Annotated in this window: 12 protein-coding genes; 2 read left to right on the top strand and 10 right to left on the bottom strand. The window is 56.3% G+C overall.

Annotation, left to right across the window (positions count from 1 at the left end; translation table 11 throughout):
- Positions 1 to 7: 7 nt before the first annotated feature.
- The 8 genes from Q1Y74_RS02880 to Q1Y74_RS02915 form a co-directional block, all read right to left on the bottom strand.
- Positions 8 to 1,516, bottom strand: a complete 1,509-nt coding sequence (locus Q1Y74_RS02880; RefSeq protein WP_300812217.1) for a hypothetical protein — start codon at positions 1,514 to 1,516, stop codon at positions 8 to 10.
- Positions 1,517 to 2,506: 990 nt separating this feature from the next.
- Positions 2,507 to 4,624: a DNA primase gene (dnaG, locus tag Q1Y74_RS02885; protein WP_300812218.1), complete on the bottom strand. Its 2,118-nt coding sequence runs from the start codon at positions 4,622 to 4,624 to the stop codon at positions 2,507 to 2,509.
- 232 nt (positions 4,625 to 4,856) lie between these two features.
- Entirely contained in the window at positions 4,857 to 5,600 is a 744-nt protein-coding gene (locus tag Q1Y74_RS02890) for a prephenate dehydrogenase/arogenate dehydrogenase family protein (protein WP_300812219.1), read from the bottom strand.
- Between the two features lie 177 nt (positions 5,601 to 5,777).
- A complete protein-coding gene (locus Q1Y74_RS02895) occupies positions 5,778 to 6,845 on the bottom strand; it encodes a bifunctional 3-deoxy-7-phosphoheptulonate synthase/chorismate mutase type II (RefSeq protein ID WP_300812220.1) in 1,068 nt (355 codons plus the stop codon).
- A gap of 146 nt (positions 6,846 to 6,991) precedes the next feature.
- Positions 6,992 to 8,215, bottom strand: coding sequence for an aminotransferase class I/II-fold pyridoxal phosphate-dependent enzyme (locus Q1Y74_RS02900; protein ID WP_300812221.1), 1,224 nt, complete (start codon positions 8,213 to 8,215; stop codon positions 6,992 to 6,994).
- Complete coding sequence (locus Q1Y74_RS02905; protein ID WP_300812222.1) at positions 8,190 to 9,038, bottom strand: prephenate dehydratase; 849 nt, start codon at positions 9,036 to 9,038, stop codon at positions 8,190 to 8,192. Before Q1Y74_RS02905 ends, Q1Y74_RS02900 begins: the two co-directional genes overlap by 26 nt.
- 355 nt (positions 9,039 to 9,393) lie before the next feature.
- Positions 9,394 to 10,392 carry a Gfo/Idh/MocA family oxidoreductase gene (locus Q1Y74_RS02910; protein WP_300812223.1) on the bottom strand — a complete coding sequence of 333 codons (999 nt, stop codon included), beginning with the start codon at positions 10,390 to 10,392 and terminating at the stop codon, positions 9,394 to 9,396.
- A gap of 92 nt (positions 10,393 to 10,484) precedes the next feature.
- A complete protein-coding gene (locus Q1Y74_RS02915) occupies positions 10,485 to 11,444 on the bottom strand; it encodes a tetratricopeptide repeat protein (protein WP_300812224.1) in 960 nt (319 codons plus the stop codon).
- A gap of 131 nt (positions 11,445 to 11,575) precedes the next feature.
- Between Q1Y74_RS02915 and Q1Y74_RS02920 the strand changes: the two genes are divergently transcribed.
- The gene (locus Q1Y74_RS02920; protein WP_300812225.1) at positions 11,576 to 12,928 is read left to right on the top strand and encodes an alanine/glycine:cation symporter family protein; all 1,353 of its coding nucleotides are present in this window, start codon (positions 11,576 to 11,578) and stop codon (positions 12,926 to 12,928) included.
- A 9-nt stretch (positions 12,929 to 12,937) separates the two neighbouring features.
- On the opposite strand, the gene Q1Y74_RS02925 is transcribed toward Q1Y74_RS02920, so the two are convergent.
- Entirely contained in the window at positions 12,938 to 14,878 is a 1,941-nt protein-coding gene (locus Q1Y74_RS02925; protein WP_300812226.1) for an ATP-dependent DNA helicase RecQ, read from the bottom strand.
- 20 nt (positions 14,879 to 14,898) lie between these two features.
- The gene (gene recJ, locus Q1Y74_RS02930; RefSeq protein WP_300812227.1) at positions 14,899 to 16,620 is read right to left on the bottom strand and encodes a single-stranded-DNA-specific exonuclease RecJ; all 1,722 of its coding nucleotides are present in this window, start codon (positions 16,618 to 16,620) and stop codon (positions 14,899 to 14,901) included.
- Positions 16,621 to 17,186: 566 nt separating this feature from the next.
- Between recJ and yaaA the strand changes: the two genes are divergently transcribed.
- The gene (gene yaaA, locus Q1Y74_RS02935) at positions 17,187 to 17,951 is read left to right on the top strand and encodes a peroxide stress protein YaaA (RefSeq protein ID WP_300812229.1); all 765 of its coding nucleotides are present in this window, start codon (positions 17,187 to 17,189) and stop codon (positions 17,949 to 17,951) included.
- The last annotated feature ends 67 nt before the right edge of the window (positions 17,952 to 18,018 follow it).

An 18,018-nucleotide genomic window follows, 5' to 3' on the forward strand; every position in this document is an offset into this window, starting at 1 on the left:
CGCGATTTTAGAATCCTGCCACGAAGTCGTCGAAGCTGATGTCGGTGACTCCTATCTTTTCTTTCAGCCGCATCTTTTTGCGCGATATGCTTCCCTTGGCTATGTGGTAGATTTCTGCCAGTATGGCCAGGGGAAGTTCCATTTTGACCAGGCAGCAGAAGTCGGTCTCCTCTTCGTTCAGTTGCGGGTAGGCTTCCTTCAGGCGGCGGGTGAAGCCGTCGAAGCAGGCGTCGGTGTTGTTGCGCAGGGTCTGCCAGTCCTCGGGTGTGAGGTGCAGCGCGCCCGTCCGGTTGCGGCTGCGCATCAGCAGGGGGATGGTGATTTCGTTCAGCTGCTTGAAGTACTCCAGCCGTTGGGTCAGTTGGGCGTTCTCCAGCTGCTCCTTCGCCTCCTGTTCGCGCAGGTAGCGAATCTCCATTTCCTGCTGCGAGAGCCGGGCCTGCATCAGGTCGCGGTTGAGCCGTGCCTGCCGGCGGCGGGTGTAGATGTAGTAGGCTCCCCACAGGATGACGAGCAGGCCGACCGCCGCCGCCAGACGGTACACCTGGAGCATCCGGCGTGTCAGTTGGTGTTCGCTTTCCTCAATCTGCTGTTTCTGTTTTCGGTACTCGCGTATGGCGTTGATTTTGTCCAGCAGTTCGGCCTTCTTGTCATCGTCCAGCGAGTCGCGGTAGCGTACGTGTTCGCGCAGGAACTCGAGGGAAGTTTCCAGCCGTCCTTGGTGATACAAGGCTTCGGCCATGTAGCGGTAGGCGTCGGTCTTGCGGCGCAGGGGAAACATTTCGGCTATTTGGCGGAAGTAGCAGAGGGCCGAGTCGTTGCGGGTTATGTGAAAGCGGATGCCCTTGTCGAGTGCCCGGTAGTAGTCCTGTCTGCCGGCACGGGTCTCTATGGCCCGGGCGGTATGTATCAGTGCCGAGTCGGGTTGCTCCAGATAGAGGTGCAGCACGGCTATTTCGGCCTGTAGGTCGGCCCGCCGGCCTTCGTCCACAGCTGCCGCATAGCGGTTGGCGGTGTGCAGCTCTTCCAGCGCCTCTCCAAACATTTTCTTGTTCTTTAGCCGTTTGCTGCGGATGAGGCCGATGCGCACCGCCATGGGGCTGTCCTGCTGCTGTACGGCCAGCCGGAGGGCATCGTCCAGCAGTTGTGTCTCCTGCTGGTCGAAGTGGTTGAAGCGGCAGAGGTCTGCGCGGGCTATGTCCAGCTCCATGCGCAGCCGGGGCGGGGCGTCGGCCGGCAGGTATTGCCCGGCCTTTTCATAATGTTCCTGCGCGCGCAGCAGGAAGAACTCCCGGTGCAGCTTCTTGCCCTGAAGGAAGTAGAGCAGGGCGGTGTGCAGCGAGTCGTCGTCGCGGAGGGCCTGGCGGAGGCCGCAGTCCAGCAGGCTGTCGGGCAGGCTGATGGAATCGTGCAGGGCGATGCTGTCCCAAAGTTCATTCGGGATGTCTTCGTGTCGGGATGTACAGGCGCTGAGGCACAAGGCAAGCAGGATGAATAACAGTGGACGGTCTCTCATAACAGTCAGGTTTTGGGCCGTGGATGGTGAATAACAAAGTTCATATAATCTGCAAATATATGCAAATTCCCCCAATAATCGGCATTCGGGTGCGAGGAAATGTCGTCGGTACGTTCATTCGGCTGTAACATGCCCGAAAACCGGAAGGCGGATTTGCTGTTCTTCCGGAGGTGATACGCTTCGTGTACGCTTGCCTGTTGGCACTTCAGGCTGGCTGAGCGCATACGGATGTTTCATCCCCCCCCTCCGGCCGTGTTCCTGAAAATGCTTTCACCCTTTCAATGCACCGCAAGCCGCTGGCTGTCAATCTTTTCTTGTGAAATAGGTATCTCACGTCGCCCGTCACTCGTACTTCCCTGCCTGCACCTTGTCTCCCGCAGTCTTGCACCGGCGTGAAACATGCTTTCTCCTTTCCGTTGGCCGGTTTCACTTTTCTCTATGTTACATGTACACTTTTGTGTATGTTACATCGGCTTCCTTTCACCTGTATTCCTGCTCTCGAAAAGGAGATGCTTCCGCTTCAGTCGCGTGTTGCCTCTTTGTGAGTAAACCTATAGTAGTAATCTGGCTAAAAGTAGTCAACCTGATTCAGGAAAACACACATCTTGCGGTAAGCGTCTCCTCGATGAAGGCTGAAGGTTCACCGAAAACCGCAGGATATCAGTGTGAAAGATGAAAAGTGAATGCGTGAAGGCAGTCCGGAGGAAATGGGAAAATGGCATGTGTGAAGTCAATCTCCTCCTGTTCCGGCAACGGATTCCGTTTCACCGGCCGGATGCGGGTGTTCTCCTGTGCGCCGCAATCCGTGCTGGCACCGTTCGCGGGCCGTGCAGGCATTGTCCACAGTCCGTGCAAGCGTCGTCCGCGGGCCGTGCAGGTGTCTGCCGTGCGGAGTGCAATCTCTGTCGGCATCTTTATCGGGAAATCAGGGCGATTCCCGGATGGCATGATGGGCTTGTTCAAGTGGCGTGCGGAGGAGGCAAACCGGGGCTACAGGCTCAGCACCACGCGGTCGCCCAGCCGCTTGGCCATGATGCTCTGCACTTCGCGCAGTTCGCTGTAACGCTTCATGATGGCGTTGCATTTCTCGTCGTCGCGGGCCACAGCGGGGTCTTGCAGGGCGGACATGATATGCTTCAGCTCCTCGCTGACGATGGCATACTTGAAGTTGATCATCAGCGTGGGCACCAGTTCGTAGAGGCGTTCCTCGTCCGTCACTATCTTCTGGTTCTTGGAGTGGTACTTGCTGAGCTGGTAGCGGTTGCTGATGAGTTCCATGCTCAGGCGGCTGATGTCGGGGTCGGGATGGGTCAGGAAGTAGTGTTCGGCCCGGAACCCTTCGTCGTGCAGGTGGGCGGCGGCTTCGGCCAGCATGCGGCGGTGCAGCGGGTTGTGGAAACTGAGCTCGTCTTCCTTCAGGTCGTTCACCACGTATTCCGTCACGCTGACGGGCACCTCTTCGCCCTCCTCGGTGGTGGCGTTGCACATGATGCGTTCGCCGTAGCGCACCACCATCTGCAAGATGAGCCTTTCGTAGCGGTAGAACTCGCGTCCTTCCTTGCCCTCCTGCGGGATGAAAGACTCGTAAGCGTCGGGCGGCAGTGCGGTTTCCGGCGGGAAGCCGGGCGGGGGATAGGCTGCCGTGTCGCCTTCCTGTGCGGGCGGAAGGTCTGTCGGGGCGGGTATCTCGTCTGTGCCCGGTTCGGCGGCCGTCTGCGGGGCGGCGGTGTTGGCGGCAGCGGTGCGGGCGGCTGCGGCGCGGCGTTCGCGCTCGATGCGCTCGGCCTGTTGCTCGGCCTGCTTCTCGCGGCGTTTGGCCACCTCAGACACCAGCAGGCGGTCTTCCACGCGCAGCAGCTGGGCACACTCCTTGATGTAGACGTCGCGTACGATGGCTTCGGGGATGACCGAGATGCTTTGCACCAGGTTGCCGATGAGTTCGGCCCGCTTGATGGGGTCGCGTCCGGCGTCCTCCAGCAGCAGGTTGGTCTTGAAGCGGATGAAGTCCGTCTCGTGTTCGCGGATGAAGTCCTGGAATTCCGCCGAGTTGTGCTTGCGGGCAAAGGAGTCGGGGTCGTCGCCGTCGGGCAGGAGGCAGACCTTGATGTTCATTCCCTCTTCGAGCAGCATGTCGATGCCTCGCAGGGAGGCTTTGATGCCGGCCGCGTCGCCGTCGTAGAGCACGGTCATGTTGTTGGTGAAGCGGTGTATCATCTTGATTTGCTGCGTGGTGAGCGCTGTACCCGACGAAGCTACCACGTTCTCCACCCCGCTCTGGTGCATGGAGATGACATCCGTGTAGCCTTCCACCAGGAAGCAGCGGTCCTGCTTCACGATGGCCTGTTTGGCCTGGTAGATGCCATAGAGTTCGTTGCTCTTGTGATAGATGTCCGACTCGGGCGAGTTGACGTACTTCACCTTGACGCCCTTGGTGGCGGCGGCCAGCACGCGTCCGCCGAAGGCCACGACCTTGCCCGAGAGGGTGTGGACGGGGAAGATGACACGTCCCCAGAAACGGTCGCGCAGGCGGTGGTCGTCCGTTTCGTAGCAGAGGCCGGTCTTTACCAGGTATTCCTTCTTGTATCCTTTGGCCAGGGCTTCGCGGGCCATGGCGTCGTGGCTCTCGGTGCAGTAGCCCAGCTGGAATTTCTCGATGATGTCGTCGCGGAAGCCGCGGTTGCGGAAGTAGGCCATGCCGATGTTGCGCCCTTCGTCGGTCTGCCGCAGGGTGCGGCGGAAGTAGTCGTTGGCCCACTGGTTGACGACGAACAGGCTCTCGCGCTCGCTTTGCGCGGCCTTCTCTTCGTCAGAGAGTTCGCGTTCCTTGATTTCGATGCCGTACTTCTTGGCCAGGAAGCGCAGGGCTTCGGGGTAGGTCAGCTGTTCGTGTTCCATGATGAAGTGGACAGCATTGCCGCCCTTGCCGCAGGCGAAGCACTTGCAGAGGCCTTTGGCGGGCGAGACGTAGAACGAGGGCGTCTTGTCGTCGTGGAAGGGGCAGAGGCCCACGTAGTTCACGCCGCGCTTGCGCAGGGTGACGAAGTCCGACACGACGTCGTAAATCTGCGCCGCGTCCAGTATACGGTCTATGGTGGCTTGGTCTATCATACGGAGCACAAATGTACGGGTTATTTCCGACATTTCGTCCGCTTGGGACGGATTTAATGGGGGAGAGTGGACGGCTGGTGTGGGGGCGGCGAATCGGGATGGCACACTGATGACACAGATTGGGACAGATGACCACAGGATATATTTGCTTGTTCGTCAGAAGTATATCGTCTGTGAAAATCTGTCCCAATCTGTGTCATCTGTGTGCCATCTTCCGCTCCGGAAGCCCCCATTACTTCAGCTTCTCGCGCAGGCGGGTCAGGTATTGCTTCATGCCGTCGGCGTCCTTGGCTTCGATGATGCCGAGCAGGTTCTTCAGCTCGGTGCGGATGTTGGCCACCTGGGCGGGCGTGCGGGGGTTGAAGAGGATTTCCTGCAAGAGGTAGTCGTCCTCGCTCATCAGTCCGCGGGCAATGGCCATGTGCTTCTTGAAGGTGGTGCCCGGCGCGTCCTGGTGCTTCATCACCGAGGCAAAGACCAGGGTGGAGACGAAGGGGATGGACAGCGAATAGGCCACCGTCTCGTCGTGACCGTCGAAGGTGTACTCGAAGATGTTCAGTTTCAGCGTCTGGTAGAGGTCCTTGAAGAAGACCTTGCCCAGGTGGTCGCCCTCGCTGATGATGATGGCATTCTCCGTGCTGAGGTTGTTGAGGCTGGCAAATGTGGGTCCGAACATGGGGTGGGTGGACACGTAGCGGAAGCCGCTCTGCTGGTAGAAGGCCTTCAGTCCGGTCTTTACGGAGGCGATGTCGCTCAGGATGCAGTCCTTGGGCAATACGGGTAATACCTGGCGGAAGGCGTCGAGGGTGTATTTCACCGTGGCGGCGTTGATCACCAGTTCGGGTTCAAACTCTTTTATCTCGTCCAGCGTGGTGAAGCGGTAGGTGTTGTAGACGAAGCGCAACTGGTGCGGGTTGACGTCGAACACGGCCGTCTCGTGCTGGAAACTCAGTACGTCGTTGAAGAAGGAGCCCATCTTGCCGGCTCCGAGGATTAGGATGTTTTAAGGCCTCACCCTTCAACCTTGCTCCCAAAGGGAGGGGAGGGGGAGGCGGACATTAAACATTATTATATATATTAGACAATTGTGGTATCAGCCGGAGCATTCTTTTCCCTTCTCCCTCTCCTTGGGAGAGGGTCGGGGTGAGGCTCCTTATTTATTGATGATTTCCATCTGCTGCCGTACGCTCTCCTCGTGTATGGCCTCGAATACCTTCTTGATGAAGTCGGAGTCCATGCCGCAGAGGGCGCCCTGCGAGCCGCGCTTGTCCAGAATCTCGTTGTAGCGGCCGGTCTGCAGGATGGTCATGTCGTGCTCCTTCTTGTAGGTACCTATCTCGCGGGCCACACGCATACGCTTGGCCAGAATCTGGATGAGGTCGTCGTCGCACTCGTCAATCTGCTTGCGCAGTTCGTTCAGGTTCTCGGTGGTCTGCTTGGTGTCGCGGATGACGAGCAGGTTCAGAATGTAGTCCAGCACGTCGGGCGTCACCTGCTGCGAGGCGTCGCTCCAGGCCTGGTCGGGGTTGCAGTGGCTCTCCACGATGAGGCCGTCGAAGCCCAGGTCCATGGCCTGCTGGCACAGCGGGGCCACCAGTTCGCGCTTGCCGCCTATGTGGCTGGGGTCGCACAGAATGGGCAGGTTGGGGATGCGGCGGCGCAGCTCGATGGGGATGTGCCACTGGGGCAGGTTGCGGTAGAGCTTCTTGTCGTACGATGAGAATCCGCGGTGGATGGCCGCCAGCTGCTTCAGTCCGGCCTGGTTGATGCGCTCCAGGGCGCCTATCCACAGTTCGAGGTCGGGGTTGACGGGGTTCTTCACCAGCACGGGAATATCTACGCCGCGCAGTGCGTCGGCTATCTCCTGCATGGCGAAGGGGTTGGCCGTGGTGCGTGCGCCTATCCAAAGGATGTCGATGCCGGCCTTCAGTGCCTCGAACACGTGCTTGGCGGTGGCCACTTCGGTGGCTACGTACATGCCCGTCTCTTTCTTCACTTCCTTCATCCAGGCCAGGCCTTCGATGCCGATGCCTTCAAAGCCTCCGGGTTTGGTGCGCGGCTTCCAGATGCCGGCACGGAATATCTTGATTCCCTTATTGGCCAGTTGCCTGGCAGTGTTCATTACTTGTTCTTCGGTCTCGGCGCTACAGGGGCCTGCAATCACCAGGGGACGTTTGTCGTCCACTCCCGGAAGGGTAATTTTTTGTAATTCGAGTTCCATAACGATTGAATTAAGCATGATGAATGAAGAATGAAGAATTTATCTGCGGTGGCATTCTCGTTCTTACGGATTCATCATTGTAGGTTCTTATGTTTATTAATTGTTTCTGTGGTTTACGAATGAAGCAGTCTAAAATTCTTCGTTCTTCATTCTTCGTTCTTCATTTTCCTGATTCTCTCCAGCGCCTCCGCCAGCTTCGCGTCTTTGCAGCAGAGCGAGATGCGGATGTAGCGTGCGCCGTTGGAACCGAAGATGAAGCCGGGGGTGATGAAGACACGGGCCTCGTGCAGCACGCGCTCGGTCAGTTCCTCCACGTCCTTGCACGAATCGGGGATGCGTCCCCAGAGGAACATGCCTGCCTGGCGTTCGTCGTAGGTGCAGCCCAGGGTGTGCATGATTTCTCCGGCCAGCCGGCGACGGTTCAGGTAATTGCGGTTGTTGCCTTCGTACCAGTCGGCGTCGGCGTCGAGGGCAGTGGCGGCTGCCAGCTGCATGGCGCGGAACATGCCGCTGTCGATGTTGCTCTTCACCTTCAGCACCCACTGCACGAATTGCGGGTTCGAGGCCAGCATGCCGATGCGCCAGCCGGGCATGTTGTGGCTCTTGCTCATGGAGTTGAACTCGATGCAGCAGTCCTTGGCGCCGGGTACGGCGAGGATGCTGAGCGGATGGTCGTTCAGAATGAAGCTGTAGGGGTTGTCGTTCACGATGATGATGCCACGGCGGCGGGCAAAGTCAACCAGGTGTTCGTACAGTTCGGGTGTGGCGGGTGCGCCGGTCGGCATGTTGGGGTAGTTGGTCCACATCAGCTTGACACGGCTCGTGTCCATGGCTTCCAGCTGTTCCCAGTCGGGCATCCAGCCGTTGTCTTCGCGCAGGTTGTAGTTCACCACCTCGGCACCCAGAATCTTGCTCAGTGACGTGTAGGTAGGGTAGCCGGGGTTGGGCACCAGTACCTGTTCGCCGGGGTTGACGAAGGCCAGCGTGACGTGCAGGATGCCTTCCTTCGAGCCGATGAGCGGCTGTATCTCGGTCTTCGGGTCGAGCTCTACGCCGTACCAGCGCTTGTACCATGCGGCAAAGGCCGAACGCAGTTCGGGAATTCCGACGTAGGGCATGTAGCCGTGGCCGTTGGGGTCTTGGGCGGCTTCGCACAGGGTCTTTATCGTCTTTTCGGAGGGCGGCATGTCGGGACTGCCGATGCCCAGGCTGATGACGTCCATCCCCTGAGCGTTCATCTGTGCCACTTCCTTCAGCTTGCGCGAGAAGTAGTATTCGCTGACGGAAGACAACCGGTCCGCCGGCCTGTAACTCGTAGCTCGTAGCTTGTCACTCGTAACTGTATCACAGTGTAGATTTTCCTTCTTCATATTCTCCCAGTATTTTAAGTTCTTTGGTAAGCGGTGTGATGGCCGCGATGGATTGTTTGTATTTCAATACGTTGTCGAATACCACGTCTACGTAGAACTGGTACTCCCATTCCCGTCCGATGATGGGCAGCGACTGTATCTTCGTCAGGTTGATGCGGTAGAACGACAGGATGGACAGCACTTGCGACAGGCTTCCTTCGGTGTGGGGCAGGGTGAATACCATGCTTGCCTTGTTCACGTCGTGCGAGCGGTGGCGGTTCAGTTCGTCCACCTGCCAGGGGTCGGCCACGACGAGGAAGCGGGTGAAGTTGTGTTTGTTCGTTTCGATGCCTTCCTGCAGTATTTTCATACCGTAGCGTTCGGCTGCGGCTTTCGAGCAGATGGCAGCGTGTCCTTTCAGGTGTTCCTTCTGGATAATCTCGGCGCTGAGGGCCGTATCTTCGCCTTCTACAACCTTGATGTTGGGGTGCTGGCTCAGGAACTCGCGGCACTGCATCAGTGCGATGGGGTGTGAGTTGACCTCGGTGATGTCGTTCCAGTCCTCTTCGGGCAGGCAGACGAAGCTGTGCGAGATGCGCAGTTTGTGTTCGCCTATGATTTGCGTGCCGCTTTGGCGCAGCAGTTCGTTGTTGTAGAGCAGGCTGCCGGCAATGGTGTTTTCGATGGCCAGCATGCCGATGACCTGACTGTCCTGGCGGATGGACTTGAACACGTCTTCAAACGTAGCGCAGCATATCAGTTCGATGTCTTCGCCTTCGAAGTATCGGTGGGCTGCAATGTCGTGGAAGGAACCCAGTGTTCCCTGAATGGCTATTCTTTTCATATCCTTGTCTTAACAAAAAATCCCGCTTCCATACATGGGAGCGGGATTCATATCTTTAATTTTAAGTTCTTGATTCAGTTCTTAAGCGTCACTGTCACTTGACACATACAAACTCCCGCTCTACTTTGTTGCTAAAGTAAAAGTAAAAGAAGAAGTAATATGCGAAAGTAAACAGATTCATGCTTTTGTTTTCTTTTTGTTCTTGATTACGCGGCAAAAGTAATACTTTTCTTTTAAAAGCAAACAATGTTCCATGTTTTTTTTGGAAAGAGTTTCTATTTTATATTCTCTCCTTTTGTTTTGCTTCTGCCGGACAGGCGTGTTTTGCGAAGAAAGTCCGTTTTCCTTGCCGGGGTTACAAGGTTGTGGCCTTGTCGGCCGGATAGACAACTCCCCATTCGGCCCGCAACCGGTCGAGCAGGCGCATGATGGCCAGTGTCTCGGCGTGTGGCATGGCGGCCGGTTCGAGACTTCCCCGTTGCAGGTCGTCGATGCAGGCCTGTACTTCGTACTCGTAACCGCTGATTTGGGTAGGGCAGTCGTATATCTTTACCAGCTGGTGGTCGGCGTTGTAAACGGCCGCCTGGTGCGGGTTGTTGATGTTGTCTACGATGATGTATCCTTTGTCGCCCGAAATGATTCCCTGGCGGGTGTTGGCGCAGCTGACTGTGGCTTGCAGGGTTGCTATTTTGCCGTCGGTATAGCGGAAAGAGATGCTTTCCTGGATGTCTACACCGTATTCGTTCTTCACGCAATGCGACTGGATGTCCTCGATGTCGGTGCCGAAAATCATGCGGGCAAAGTTGATGGGGTAGACGCCGAGGTCGAGCAGGGCGCCTCCGCACAGTTCGGGTTTGATGATGCGTTCCTTGAAGGTAGAAGGATAACCCAGGCTGGCCGACAGCAGGTCCGGAGTGCCGATGATGCCGCTGTGTACCAGTTCGCGGATGGTAGAGGAGAAAGGCATGTAACGTGTCCAGATGGCTTCGGCAATATAAACGTTGTGCTCTTTGGCCAGTTGCAGCAGGCTTTCTGCCTCGCGGGCATTGGCCGTGAAGGCCTTTTCGCAGAGTACGGCTTTGCCTTGCAGGATGCAGAGGCGGGAATGTTCGTAGTGGTGCGAATGCGGAGTTGCCACGTACACAAGGTCTACTTCCGGGTCGGCTGCCAGTTCTTCGTACGAACCGTAGGCCTGTTTGAAACCCCACTCTTTGGCAAAAGCCTGTGCGCGCTGCAGTTCGCGCGAAGCAACGGCGTAGCAGTTCACGTCTTTCATCTGTTGCAGGGTCGCTGCCATTTGGACGGCTATCCATCCTGTGCCCAATATTGCAATGTTGTTTTTTTCTTTACTCATAATGTTCAGGTTTGTTTGGGTTGATTTGATTGCTTGAATTTGAGTATCCTGTTTACTCTGGAGTCTTGTGATGCTTCTGAGTCATGCGTGAGTCATAGTCCCAGTATGTCCGTCTGCCGTCCGCCGGGCTGGTTGTTGTACTGGCCGTTGAAGGCTTCGCTTTCCTTGGGATTCAGTTCGAGTTCTTTCTTCATGTCTTCGGTGGCACCTTCCTTGTCGCCGTTCAGCAATTTGGCGCGTCCGCGCTCGTGATAGGCTTGTACGAAGTTGGGGTTCAGTTCGATGGCTTCGTCGAAGAGGGCAATGGCTTCGGTCAGCTTCTTTTGGCCGATGTAAAGCTGCCCCAGGTAGAGGAAACCCTGTTCGTTGAAAGGATTCAGTCCGGTGACGTGGGTGTAGTCGGTTTCGGCTCCGGCGGTGTCTCCGTTGGCTTCCTTTATCTTGCCGCGCAGCAGGAGGGCGCTTTCGTCCTCGTTGTTCTGTGCCAGGATGGCTTCGATGTCTTCCATGGCCTCTTTGTATTGGTGCATTTTTGTCAGCGCTTCGGCACGCATCAGGCGGGCCTCGGTAAAGTCGTCTTTCAGTACGATGGCTTTGGTAAGGTGGGCTATGCACATCAGGTCGTCTCCCTGTCCGTTGTCGGCCTTGCCCAGCAGGTAGTGTGCCATGGCGTTGCCTTCCTCGATGGAGATGGCTTTTTGTGCGGCTTCGGCCATGGCGGGATAGTCTTCCAGCATGTAGCACACGTTGGCCAGCGTGAGGTAGGTGGCTGTGTGGTTGGCTTCGTGCCGGGTCATGGTCTCCAGCAGACGGCGTGCATCTTCCAGTTGGTTGGTCTGGATGTAGACCTGTGCCAGGTAGCTCATCGTCTCGAAGTCCTCCTGAAGCTTCAGGGCTTCTTTGAAGCACTTGATGGCGTAGTCGTTCCGTCCCATGCGCTGGGCACGCATTCCGTCGTACTTGAATATCTCAAAGTTTTTCTGGTCGTTTTTTTGTTTCAGCGTTTCCGGTGTTTCCGTTTTGCCGGAAAAGAAAGATTTGAAGAATCCCATGTCTGTTATATATTGATTTGTTTTCCCTGACAAAAATAGTGTAAATAGGTGTGAGTAAGAAAATTTATTGCCTTTTTTGCAGAAAATATTTACCTTCGTGCGCAAATACAATCAAACAAGGTACTGACATCATGGAATCTGTTACTAATTTCCTGGCCCAGGTAAGCACATGGTTGTGGGGGTGGCCCATGATTGTGATGTTGCTGGGCACTCATCTGTTTCTGACGATACGTCTGAGAGTTCCCCAACGCAAAATACTGACAGCTATCCGCCTTTCGGTCACCCGCGATCATGGTGCCAAGGGGGACGTCAGCCAGTTCGGGGCGCTGGCCACATCGTTGGCGGCCACTATCGGTACGGGCAACATTATCGGGGTGGCAACCGCCGTAGCGTTGGGCGGACCGGGTGCGGTTCTATGGTGCTGGCTGACCGGTGTGCTGGGTATCTCTACCAAGTATGCCGAGGGGCTGCTGGCCATCAAGTACCGGGTAAGGAAGGCCGACGGAGAGATGCTGGGCGGGCCTATGTATGCCCTGGAACGCGGGCTGGGCATGCGATGGCTGGCCGTCTTGTTCTGTGTCTTTACGGCGGTGGCTGCTTTCGGAATAGGAAATACGGTACAGGCCAATTCCATTTCGTTGCTGATGGACGAGGCCTGCGGCCTTTCGCCTCACGTTACGGGGGTGGTTGTCAGCCTGCTGGTGGCGCTGGTCATCCTGTTTGGGGTCAAGGGAATAGCCCGTGTCTGTATGGGGCTGGTTCCGTTCATGGCGTTGTTCTATGTGCTGGGCTGCCTTTACATCTTGTGGCTCAATTCGGCCTATCTGCTGGAGTCGTTGAGGCTGATTGTGGATTCGGCCTTTTCGGCCCGTGCAGCCGGCGGCGGTTTTGCAGGAACTACCGTGATGCTGGCCGCCCGTTATGGCATTGCGCGCGGCTTGTTCTCCAATGAGTCGGGACTCGGCTCGGCTCCCATTGTGGCTGCTGCCGCGCAGACGCGCAATCCCGTGCGGCAGGCGTTGGTCTCTTCAACGGGAACGTTTTGGGATACAGTGGTCATCTGTGCGTTGACCGGGCTGGTGCTGGTGAGCAGTATCATTGCACATCCCGACATAGACTACACGCAGGGCGGTGCATTGACCAAGGCGGCCTTTGGAAAAATTCCTGTCGTAGGTACCGCTATTCTTACTGTAGGTATCTTGACGTTTGCCTTTTCCACCATATTGGGTTGGAGCTACTATGCCGAGAAGGCGGTGGAGTATTTGGGCGGCAGGCGTTGGATTAAGGTTTACCGTGTGCTGTGGATTGTGGCTATTTATGCAGGGTCGGTGATGAACCTTTCGCTGGTGTGGAATCTGGCTGACGGCATGAATGCACTGATGGCCATTCCCAATCTGATATCTTTGCTCCTGCTGTCCGGCGTGGCTGCTTCCGAGACGCGCAAGTATTTGTGGAACAACAGGCTCGACGAGCACGGAGACTGATTCTCTTGTTTACTTTTGGGCGGCTTGCAGCATTCCGTTGGTAGCGATGACGGCCCTTTCGTCCAGCAACTTTCCCAAAACCTTGCAGATGGCGTCCTTGTCTGCCGTTGTAATCCGTTCGGCGAGTGTTCCCGGACTGATAGGCTCTCCGCTGACTTGCTTGAGAATTTCGTTGCGGAGCTCATCGTCGGAAGGAGACTGTTCGAGCGGTTTTCCCTGCCTGCCCAGGCAGGTGTCGCACAGGCCGCATTCGTGATTGTTCTTCTCGCCGAAATAGTAGAGGAGTTTGCGGCTGCGGCAGGCCGATTCATTGGTGGCATAGTCCAGCATGGCTTCTATGCGTCGGACGTAGCGTTCCTTCCGTTCTTCATAAACACTTGGCGGAATGAGGAGGTGTTTGGTTTCAACCCTTTCGCGCGTATATATTATATAAGGTGTCTTTTTGCGGGGAATGTAGCTCACGATGTGTAGTCTGGCCAGCTGTACCAGCGAGTTGTACACCTGTACGCGGGTCATTCCTGTGCGTACGGACAGTGACTCTTCGTTGATGAAGGCGTAGTCTGTGAACAGACCGGTGTAGGAACGGAGAATGATTTGTATGAGTTTGTCTGTATCTTCGCCCAGTCCCTTCAGCTTGTACAATTCGTCTTTGCGGACGGTAAACAGCAGGCGCGAGGCGTTGTCCTGTTCGTCGGTGTACTCCAGGTAGCCTGCCTGCGTCAGTATTTTCAGCGCACTGTCTACCGGTACGGGGAAGTGCTTGAACTTCCGGCAGAAGTCCTCGATGTTAAATTCGCGTATGCAGCCCATCCCGTCGCCCATGGCCATCTGGTAATAGTATTGCAGGTGTTCGTACACTTCCTTGATATAGTCCTTTTCGGGGAAGGTGTCCGGAATGCGTTTGTGCAGGGTTGTCTTGTCTGTTTCCGAGTAGAGGATGACGGCGTAGGCCTTCTGTCCGTCGCGTCCGGCCCGGCCCGCTTCCTGAAAGTAGGCTTCGATGGAATCGGGCAGGTCGAGGTGGACGACCAGACGAACGTCGGGCTTGTCGATGCCCATGCCGAAGGCGTTGGTGGCCACAATGACGCGGCTCTCGCCCGTCTGCCAGCGTTGCTGGCGGATGTCCTTTGTCGCGTCGTCCAGTCCGGCGTGGTAGAAGTCGGCGGTGATGTGTTCCTGGTTCAGCAGTTCGGTCACTTCCTTGGTGCGGCGCCGGTTGCGCACGTACACGATGGCGCTTCCTTCCAGGCGTCTCAGGATGTGGAGCAGTTCGGCCGGCTTGTTCTCCGTGCGTCGGACGATGTAGGCCAGATTGGTGCGTTCGAAACTCATGCGGAACACGTTTTCCCGGCGGAAGTGCAGGCGCAGCTGGATGTCCTTCACCACTTCGGGGGTGGCGGTAGCCGTCAGTGCCAGTACGGGGACATCCGGTAGCAGGTCGCGTATTTCGGCTATCTTCAGGTAGGCGGGGCGGAAGTCGTAGCCCCATTGTGAGATGCAGTGGCTCTCGTCTACCGTAATCATGCTGACGTTCATCTTCTGCACCTTGATGCGGAAGATTTCCGTTCCCAGCCGCTCGGGGGAGATGTAGAGAAACTTGTAGTTGCCGAAGATGCAGTTATCCAGCGTGTTGAGTATTTCCTGCCTGCTCATGCCGGAGTGGATGGCCAGTGCCCGTATGCCCCGTTTCTTCAGGTTCTGTACCTGGTCCTTCATCAGGGCTATCAGCGGGGTGATTACCAGGCAGAGTCCGTCGCGGGCCAGGGCAGGTACCTGGAAGGTGATGGATTTTCCGCCGCCCGTGGGCATCAGTCCTAGCGTGTCTTTGCCGGAACCGATGCTCCCGATGATTTCTTCCTGTATGCCGCGGAAGGCGTCATAGCCCCAATACTGCTTCAATATTTGCAGGTAGGTGCTGGCCGATGACGGTTGTGTGCCGGTGCTGCTCATGAGGTGTGTGGACAGGCGGTTCAGTTCCGGTTGGGTTTGATGTCTTCAATCTGCAGCTGCACCTCGCCCCGCTTGTGGGTGTTCTCCTCGATGGTGTAGCAAATGTCGAACGAGCGCTTGGTCTTGATGAAGCGCACGTGCGAGCTTTGTCCGAAGGCAATGCCGTTCATCACGTTGTTCGACTTGTTGTCCACCAGTTCCAGCTTGATGTGCTCCTGGTCGCGGCCCACTACCTTGCTGGTGCCGTAGTCGTAGACGTTGTGCGTGCAGAACACCGGCTTGACATTGTCCGGCCCGAAGGGGTTGAACTTCTTCAGGTCGCTGAAGAACTTGGGGGTGATGTCCTTGAAGTCAATTTCCGCATGGATGTCTATGACGGCGCTCATCTGTTCGGGCAGGATGTTCTGAGACACAAACTCCTCGAAGCGGCGCGAGAATTCGGGCACGTTCTCTACCTTCATGGAGAGGCCTGCGGCATAGGTATGCCCGCCGAAGTTCTCCAGCAGGTCGCGGCAGTACTCGATGGCCTTGTAGACATCGAACCCCGAGACGGAGCGTGCCGAGCCGGTGGCCATGTCGTTGGTGCGTGTCAGCACCACGGCAGGCCGGTAGTAGATTTCCGTCAGGCGCGAGGCCACGATGCCGATGACCCCCTTGTGCCAGTCTTTGTTGTAGAGCACAATGGAGCGGCGGTCGGCCAGGCTGTCCAGTCCTGCCACAATGCGGTTGGCCTCTTCGGTCATGCTTTTGTCCAGGTCTTTGCGCGTTTCGTTGTACTGGTTGATTTGCCCCGCCTTTTCCAGCGCCAGCAAGAAGTCTTTCTCCGTGAGCAGGTCCACAGCTTCCTTCCCGTTCTGGATGCGTCCCGAGGCGTTGATGCGCGGGCCAATCTTGAACACGATGTCGCTGATGGTGATTTCCTTCTCCGTCAGTCCGCACACGTCGATGATGGCTTTCAGGCCCACGCTGGGATTGCTGTTCAGCTGCTTCAGGCCGTGGTAGGCCAGGATGCGGTTCTCGCCCATGATGGGCACGATGTCCGAGGCAATGCTGACGGCTACCAGGTCCAGCAGGGGGATGAGGTGATGGAACTCAATGCCGTTGCTGAGGGCAAAGGCCTGCATGAACTTGAAGCCCACGCCGCAACCCGACAGGTGCTCGTAGGGATAGGTGTTGTCGGCCCGTTTGGCATTCAGGATGGCCACGGCGGACGGCAGCACGTCGTCGGGTACGTGGTGGTCGCAGATGATGAAGTCGATGCCTTTTTCCTTGGCATACGCAATCTCCTCTACGGCTTTGATGCCGCAGTCCAGCACGATGACCAGCCCCACTCCTGTGCTTGCGGCATAGTCCACTCCCTTGAGTGACACCCCGTAGCCTTCATTGTAGCGGTCGGGGATGTAGTAGTCTATGTTCGAATAGAACTGTTGGATAAACTTGTAGACCAGTGCCACGGCGGTGGTGCCGTCTACGTCATAGTCTCCGTAAATCAGTATTCTTTCTTTCTTTCCCATTGCCTTGTTCAGGCGTTCCACGGCCACATTCATGTCCTTCATCAGGAAAGGGTCGTATAGGTCAGGCAGTTGCGGGCGGAAGAACTTCCGGGCTTCGGCTTCGGTCGTTATTCCCCGCTCCACCAGCAGTTTGCCAAGTATGGGGCTAATCCCCAGCGCTTGGGCCAGTTTCTGGCTTGCTTCTGTCTGTTCGGGTGTAATGGGCAAATAATTCCATTTGTGAGTCATTATTATATATTATTTTTCTTTCTTCTTTCTCAGGTGCCCTCTGGGGGCGGGTCGTTGCCAGTTCGGGCTGCATGTTCCGGGACCTGGCTTACTGTTGGCAAGGTCGTTCTTTCTCAACAAGCTGTAAAGGTATAAAAAAGTCTTGAAATGTAGAATAGTTCTAAAGAAAATCTTTCCTGTATGCAGATTTTATGCGTCCGGAAGAGCGGTTGGCAGGTGTTGGCACACGATGCCAAAACCTGTCTGTTTTGCTTGCCTTTCCGCGGGTTTGCATTATCTTTGTCCCTGATACGTTTTCAAGGAGTTGTCCTTGGCCGTAACAACCAATGTGAAGAGACTTACAGTATCAAGCATTATAAATTGACTCAAGTTTCGCAAGTGCGAAACTTCCAGGAGTTAAAGGGCTTAAAGGAGTTATCGCCCGTCTTGGACGGGCTTAGGAGTTAAAAGCCAATAGAAAAACAAACAACTCACAATGTATTGGCTTAACTCCTTAACTTCTTAACTGCTTAACTACCAGAGAAATATTAAATCTGAAACTTAAGAAACAAATTGATATACCCGCTATGCTTACATTCATCTCCTGTGCCAAGACCATGGCGTCGCGCTGTACGCTTTCAGTGCCTGAAGTAACCGTTCCCCGTTTCGAGGCCGAAGCCTTGCAGAACGCGTTGGCCATGTCCAAATATTCCGCCTCCGAGCTGGAGAGCCTGCTTCGTGTCAATGCGAAGATTGCTGCCGAGAACCGCCTGCGCTACCACGACTTCTGCTCCGAGGACAACCGTCCGATGCCTGCCCTGTGTGCCTATACCGGTGCGGTGTTCAAGCGCATCGCTCCCAAGACTTTTACGGCGGATGACTTTCTTTATGCCCAGCAGCATCTGTTCATCACTTCTTTCCTCTACGGTCTGCTCCGCCCGCTGGACGGCATCCGCCCTTATCGGCTGGAGGGCGACGTCCGCCTGCCCGAAAGGGGAGGAAAGACCCTGTTCGACTACTGGAAACCGCTGCTGACGGACTTCTTCATCGGCGAGGTGAAACGGCAGGGCGGGGTGCTGGTCAATCTGGCCAGTGCCGAAATGAAGGAACTCTTCGACTGGAAACGGGTGGAGGCCGAGGTGCGGGTGGTGACGCCCGACTTCCGCGTGTGGAAGGACGGCGGGCTGAAGACTGTTGTCATCTATGCCAAAATGTGCCGTGGCGAGATGACGCGTTTCATTCTGAAGAACCGTATCGACTCGCCCGACGGTCTGCGTGCGTTCACTTGGGAGGGATTCAGTCTGGACGAGGAGCGCAGCACCGGAGACCACTGGCTGTTTACCTTGCAATAGGCGGCTGACGTTTTGTCGCCTTTCGGCTGGTTCCGCTTTCTTTCGGACGTGAATTGGCACGATGGGC

The sequence above is a fragment of the uncultured Bacteroides sp. genome (genome assembly GCF_949298305.1).
Taxonomy (GTDB): domain Bacteria; phylum Bacteroidota; class Bacteroidia; order Bacteroidales; family Bacteroidaceae; genus Bacteroides.

Bases quoted from the DNA above. Each gene is read 5' to 3' on its own strand.
- Q1Y74_RS02880 (WP_300812217.1), bottom strand. From the start codon at position 1,516: ATGAGAGACCGTCCACTGTTATTCATCCTGCTTGCCTTGTGCCTCAGC.
- dnaG (WP_300812218.1), bottom strand. From the start codon at position 4,624: ATGATAGACCAAGCCACCATAGACCGTATACTGGACGCGGCGCAGATT.
- Q1Y74_RS02890 (WP_300812219.1), bottom strand. From the start codon at position 5,600: ATGGGCTCCTTCTTCAACGACGTACTGAGTTTCCAGCACGAGACGGCC.
- Q1Y74_RS02895 (WP_300812220.1), bottom strand. From the start codon at position 6,845: ATGGAACTCGAATTACAAAAAATTACCCTTCCGGGAGTGGACGACAAA.
- Q1Y74_RS02900 (WP_300812221.1), bottom strand. From the start codon at position 8,215: ATGAAGAAGGAAAATCTACACTGTGATACAGTTACGAGTGACAAGCTA.
- Q1Y74_RS02905 (WP_300812222.1), bottom strand. From the start codon at position 9,038: ATGAAAAGAATAGCCATTCAGGGAACACTGGGTTCCTTCCACGACATT.
- Q1Y74_RS02910 (WP_300812223.1), bottom strand. From the start codon at position 10,392: ATGAGTAAAGAAAAAAACAACATTGCAATATTGGGCACAGGATGGATA.
- Q1Y74_RS02915 (WP_300812224.1), bottom strand. From the start codon at position 11,444: ATGGGATTCTTCAAATCTTTCTTTTCCGGCAAAACGGAAACACCGGAA.
- Q1Y74_RS02920 (WP_300812225.1), top strand. From the start codon at position 11,576: ATGGAATCTGTTACTAATTTCCTGGCCCAGGTAAGCACATGGTTGTGG.
- Q1Y74_RS02925 (WP_300812226.1), bottom strand. From the start codon at position 14,878: ATGAGCAGCACCGGCACACAACCGTCATCGGCCAGCACCTACCTGCAA.
- recJ (WP_300812227.1), bottom strand. From the start codon at position 16,620: ATGACTCACAAATGGAATTATTTGCCCATTACACCCGAACAGACAGAA.
- yaaA (WP_300812229.1), top strand. From the start codon at position 17,187: ATGCTTACATTCATCTCCTGTGCCAAGACCATGGCGTCGCGCTGTACG.